Origin of the sequence: Streptomyces prasinopilosus (assembly GCF_001419695.1) — a bacterium.
GTDB classification, from domain to species: domain Bacteria; phylum Actinomycetota; class Actinomycetes; order Streptomycetales; family Streptomycetaceae; genus Streptomyces; species Streptomyces prasinopilosus.
Window position 1 is genome coordinate 1 of record NZ_LIRG01000289.1, and the last position, 4,060, is coordinate 4,060.

At 74.5% G+C, this 4,060-nt stretch carries 5 protein-coding genes; 3 read left to right on the plus strand and 2 right to left on the minus strand.

Going from position 1 to position 4,060, the window contains the following annotated elements:
- Positions 1-985 (plus strand): vWA domain-containing protein (locus AOK18_RS13365; RefSeq protein WP_167738684.1); only part of this gene is annotated, 985 nt, incomplete at its 5' end.
- Positions 982-2,454: an extracellular solute-binding protein gene (locus tag AOK18_RS13370; RefSeq protein ID WP_055694488.1), complete on the plus strand. Its 1,473-nt coding sequence runs from the start codon at positions 982-984 to the stop codon at positions 2,452-2,454. The genes AOK18_RS13365 and AOK18_RS13370, both read left to right, overlap by 4 nt.
- A gap of 101 nt (positions 2,455-2,555) precedes the next feature.
- Here the strand turns inward: AOK18_RS13370 and AOK18_RS33310 are convergent, their stop codons facing one another.
- Entirely contained in the window at positions 2,556-2,723 is a 168-nt protein-coding gene (locus tag AOK18_RS33310; protein WP_167738685.1) for a hypothetical protein, read from the minus strand.
- A 164-nt stretch (positions 2,724-2,887) separates the two neighbouring features.
- Here AOK18_RS33310 and AOK18_RS13375 point away from each other — a divergent pair, with 164 nt between their 5' ends.
- Positions 2,888-3,157: a hypothetical protein gene (locus AOK18_RS13375; protein WP_055694489.1), complete on the plus strand. Its 270-nt coding sequence runs from the start codon at positions 2,888-2,890 to the stop codon at positions 3,155-3,157.
- A 108-nt stretch (positions 3,158-3,265) separates the two neighbouring features.
- On the opposite strand, the gene AOK18_RS13380 is transcribed toward AOK18_RS13375, so the two are convergent.
- On the minus strand, positions 3,266-4,039 hold the full coding sequence (locus AOK18_RS13380; protein WP_338119114.1) for a hypothetical protein: 774 nt from the start codon (positions 4,037-4,039) through the stop codon (positions 3,266-3,268).
- Positions 4,040-4,060: the final 21 nt, after the last annotated feature.

The window sequence follows — 4,060 nt, forward strand, 5'->3', positions numbered from 1 at the left end:
GCTGTGCACGCTGCCCGACAGCGACGACGTGGACGACCACACGGCCGCCCTGGTCCCCGAGTTCCTGATGCGCAGCGGCGTCGGCTGCGACAGCACCACGCGCACCCGGCGCACGGCCCAGTACCCCGACGACGTCCCCGGCGTGGCACCGGTGTTCGTCCGGGTCCGCTGGCAGGGAGCGGACCGGGACGAGGAGGCCCGCTCCGCGTCGGTCGCCGCCTTCCAGGACTGGCTGACCGGGGAGGAGGGGCGGGCGGTGTTCGCCGGGGACGGTTTCCGCACCCCGTACAAGTGGGATCTGATGGACCCGGACACGAAGGCCGACGGCGTGCTGCTCACCTCCCCCGCGCTCGACCGGTTCGCCCGGCGGGACGCGATGGAGGCGGCCCTCAGGGAGTACCGGGCGGCGGGCGGCCCGGGACGGGTGCTCTACCTGCTGGACAGCTCCCTCTCGATGAGGGAGCTGTGGGAGGGGCCGAGCGGGGCCCCCGGACTGCTGAAACAGTCGCTGGGCGGCCTCGGCGGACAGGACGAGTACGGCGTGTGGGCGGTGGCGGACACCGGCGGACGGTCGTACGAGCCGCTGCTGGAGCCCGGCCCGCACCGGCGGGCCGACGCCGAGCGCACCCTCGACGACCGGGCCCGGGTACGGGACGCCGAGGCCGATCCGCACGACGCCCTGGACGCCGCGTTCGAGGCGATGGAACGGACCGGGGACGACAACCGCCGCCGGCTGATCGTGTACATCACCGACAGCGAGGACAGCGGCCAGCTCCCCCGGGACCGCCTGGACGACATCCTCTCCGGGGCGCGGCGGGCCGAGGTGCCGGTGACCGTGGTGTCCCTGACGAACGGCGGCTGCGACCCGGACAGGCCGGACCGCCTGATCGCCGACGCCGGCCAGGGACGCTGCCTGGACAGCGGGGACGATCCCGGCACGGCCCTGCGCGACGAGGTCGCCCGCACCGGAACGGGGGAGGAATGACGGCCCGGACCCACCGGCCCGCCGGACCGGCGGCACCGCGGCTCGCCCCGGCGCTCGCCCTGCTGCTGGTCGTCGTCCTCACCGCCTGCACCGGCGGCGGCACCCGCGGCACGGACGGCGACGGCGGCCCCGGCGCGCCCACCGGATCCGCCGCCGCGGGCGACGCGACCGGCCACATCGTGATCGCCAGCGGCCGGGACGTCACCGGCAAGAACGGCATACGCCGGCAGCTCATCGACGCCTGGAACCTCCGCGAGCAGCGGAAGAACTCCGGCTTCCGGGCCCGCCTGGTCGAGCTCCCCGGCAGCGCCGACGAACAGCGCAGCCAGCTGCTCGGCGCCCTGCAGTCCCGCAGCGCCGCCTACGACGTGGTCAACCTGGACGTGACCTGGGTGCCCGAGTTCGCCACCGCCGGCCTGATCGAACCGCTGCCCCGGGACCTGCTCGACGACGACGTCATCCCGTCCGTGGCCGCCACGGCCCGCTGGGACGGGAAGGTGTACGCGGCGCCGTTCAACAGCGACGTCGGCCTGCTGTACTACCGGCGCGACTACCTGGAGCGGGCCGGGGTCGAGCGGCCCGACCTCGCCGCCGGCCCCGAACTCACCTGGAACGGACTGCGGGGCCTGGTCGACGACCTGAACGCCCAGCTCCCCCCGGACACCCCCTACGAGAAGGGCTGGACCACCCAGCTCGCCGCCTACGAGGGCCGCACGGTCAACGCGGTGGAGGCGTTCGCGTCCGCCGTGCCGGACCTCGAACTGGTCGACGGGGACGGCCGCTACACCGGCGACGTCGACGGGCTGACCGACGGGATCGCGGAGCTGCGCCGCCGCACGGAGACCGCCTACACCCTCCAGGACGCCCACTCCTCCGACGAGGGCGCGTCGCTGAGCGACTTCGTCGAGGGCCGCACCGCGTTCCTGCGGCACTGGCCGTCGGAGTACCGCACCCTGTACCGGACCTTCTCCGAAAAACAGCTCGGGGTCGCCCCGCTGCCCGGCCGGGCGGTGCTCGGCGGGCAGAACCTCGCGGTCACCGGGGCGTCGCCGCGCAAGCGCAAGGCGACCGAGCTGATCCGGTTCCTCACCGGGAAGGAGAGCGAACGCTGCCTGCTGAGGGCGGGCTTCGCCGCGACCCGCACCTCGGCCTACGAGGACGGCGCGGACGGCTCGGACGGCGAGGACGACGAGCGGTGCGCCACGGTGGGCCCCGGGCCCTCGGCGTCCCCCACGGGCGAGGGCGCCGATCCGGTCCCGCGGGACGGGGACGGCCGCCCCGCCTACGCCCGCGACGTCCTCCTGCCCGCCCTGCGGAGAGCGGTCCACCGGCCGAGGACCCCGCTGTACGGCGCGTTCACCCAGACGCTCATCGCCCGGCTCGGCCCGCTGCACGGCGACGACGCGCCGTCGGACGAGGACCTGGCCGGACACCTGGACGAAGCCCTGCGCAAGGCCCTCCCGCATTAGGGCCCGACCAGCGGGAACGCTCGCGAAGCGACCGCGCGGCGACCGCGCGGCAGATGTGCGTGCCGGACCCCGCGTCTGCGACCTGATCCAGACGACAGGCCCTAGCGGACGGCGGCTTCCACCGGGGTCGTGGTGCGGTGGTCCGGCGCCTCGGGGTGGGTGGCCCTGGCCGGGCCCGCGTTGGCCGCCAGGACCAGGGCGGTGACCGCCACCACGGCCGCGACGAGACCTCGGGCGTAACGCCTGGTGGTGCGAACGCGTTCCAGCACGGCGACCTCGCAGCGGCGATGAGGGGGACACGGTGGATCCGCGGTTGAACCTAAGGGCTCCCGGACTCGAACGGCAAGGGGCACAAGGGCGGTTGTCCGTGCGAGCGTCACGATCCGGGCAGAGGGGTCGAACGGCCGTTCCCCGGTGCCTACGCTTGCCGTCCATGGACACACTCTTCCTCGCCTGCCTCGTGGTTCTCGGTATCTGGGCCATCCAGAGAAACGTCTCCCAGGCCGAGCGCACCGCCGCGCGCGTCGAACGCAAGCTCGACCTGGTGATGGAGCACCTGGACCTGCACGAGGAGATCCCGGACAGGGACGTGATCGTCGCGCTCGTGCGGGAGGGCCGGACCGCCCAGGCGGTCAAGGCCTACCGCGAGGCCACCGGGGCCGGCCTGCTCGAGGCCAAGCAGGCCGTGGACCGCCTGGGGTGACGGCCGGGACCGCCGCGACCGGAGCCGCGACGGCCCGGTCCGTGGCGGTCCGCCATGGAGCGGCCCGGTCCGCGACGGCCCGGCCCGTGGCGGTCCGCCCCGGGGCGGTCAGACCCGTACCCGGCCCTGCTTCTGGATCTCCGTCAGCCGGTTCACCCCGAACTCCGCGATCACCTGCGCGAGTTCGGACGAGACGTCGCCGAATCCACCGTTGGTGAGGGTGATGGTGTCCTCGCCGACCCGGACCACCGCCACGTCCAGGGTGAGGCGCGTCAGCTGGCGGTCGGGCGTCTCACCGGTCATGGTGACCCGCAGCGCCTGCCGGGCGTCCCCGGTCTCCGGCAGCCTCAGCGCGTCGACCTCGACCTTCTGGACCCCGTCCTTCCTGGCCGTGGCGGTGAACTCCCCGCACTTCTCCGGCAGACCGCCCAGCCACTTCAGCGTGCGGTCCACGTCGGCGGGCCGGTACGCGGCCACCTGGTACCGCAGCTGGGATCCGCTGTAGGCGTCGTCCAGGGCGACCACGGCCCGCGGTCCGGCCGGCGTGCCGAACAGGTCCTCGGTGTAGAGGACGTCGAGCAGCCGCCGGCAGTCGGCGTCCTTCGTGCTCGACTTGAGCAGTCCGTCCCGCCAGGTCGCCGCGCCCCGCGTCGGCACCCAGGGCTGCCCCAGGTCCGTCTCCGTGATCAGCGCGGCCCGCAGCTGCTCCTCGCTCAACCCGGGCTCGGACGCCGCCGACGAGGACGGCTCGGCGGCGTCCGAGCCCGGGTTGAGCGAGGAGCAGCTGCGGGCCGCGCTGATCACGGAGACGGACCTGGGGCAGCCCTGGGTGCCGACGCGGGGCGCGGCGACCCGGCGGGACGGACTGCTCAAGTCCAGCACGAAGGACGCCGACTGCCGGCG

Coding starts and splice junctions, on each gene's coding strand:
- AOK18_RS13370 (WP_055694488.1), top strand. CDS start 982: ATGACGGCCCGGACCCACCGGCCCGCCGGACCGGCGGCACCGCGGCTC.
- AOK18_RS13375 (WP_055694489.1), top strand. CDS start 2,888: ATGGACACACTCTTCCTCGCCTGCCTCGTGGTTCTCGGTATCTGGGCC.